The organism is Clostridium sp. MCC344 (assembly GCF_018785365.1).
Taxonomy (GTDB): Bacteria; Bacillota; Clostridia; order Lachnospirales; family Lachnospiraceae; genus Pilosibacter.
In genome coordinates this window covers 1-633 of sequence record NZ_WQPQ01000050.1, presented here as the reverse complement: position 1 = coordinate 633, position 633 = coordinate 1, and the positions used below count along the sequence as shown (strand labels likewise).

Here is a 633-nt window from a genome sequence, read left to right as displayed (position 1 = left end):
TGCAGAACAGCAGTATTGAGCTGTTCCCGGAACTCCTTTGTGACAGGGTAGGCCATATCCCGATAGCCGCCTTTGCCGTCCGGCTGGCTGGGCATCCCAAGAAAGAGGCCCTTGCTGCCCTGTACGATTTTCAGATTTTCCACCACAAAACAGTCATTGAATTTCACGCTGGCAAAGCCCATGAGATTTTTCACAGGTTCGATGACCCGCACGCTTACATCCAGCTTTATAGGGGCGGCTGGTGTTCCGCCCGCAGTTTTTTCCTGCATGGATTTCTCCTTTCCGCTTCGGGTCAGCATGACCCGAAGTCTCTTAATGGCAGCCGAAGATGGATTTTGCAAGACTGCCTGTTTTGAATAAGGTAAAACACAGCAGCACCGTATATCCCACGCATCCCCAGATCGCCCCGATGGGGTCGCCGTCGGTGGCGATACTCTGGATCAGCACCGCATAGATGGCGACACAGACTAAGATCAACAGGCCTTGAAAGCCCACCGCAAAGAGGGAGCGGAAATAGTTCTGCCCCATGTGTCCGGTTTCCCTGTTGGGGACTGTGGCAAACGGGATAGGCGCTAAACTTGTGAGTAGTAGGGTAAGAACCCGGCGCCTTACCATATCACTATGGCAGGTTTC

The 633-nt window shown here is 53.2% G+C and carries 1 protein-coding gene and 1 pseudogene; both read right to left on the bottom strand.

What is annotated here, in order from left to right; all coding sequences use genetic code 11:
• A partial coding sequence (locus GPK90_RS12005; protein ID WP_252197449.1) for a SpoVG family protein occupies window positions 1-269 on the bottom strand: 269 nt, incomplete at its 3' end.
• Window positions 270-312: 43 nt separating this feature from the next.
• A pseudogene (locus GPK90_RS12000) lies at window positions 313-633 on the bottom strand (VirB6/TrbL-like conjugal transfer protein, CD1112 family); the annotation flags it as partial.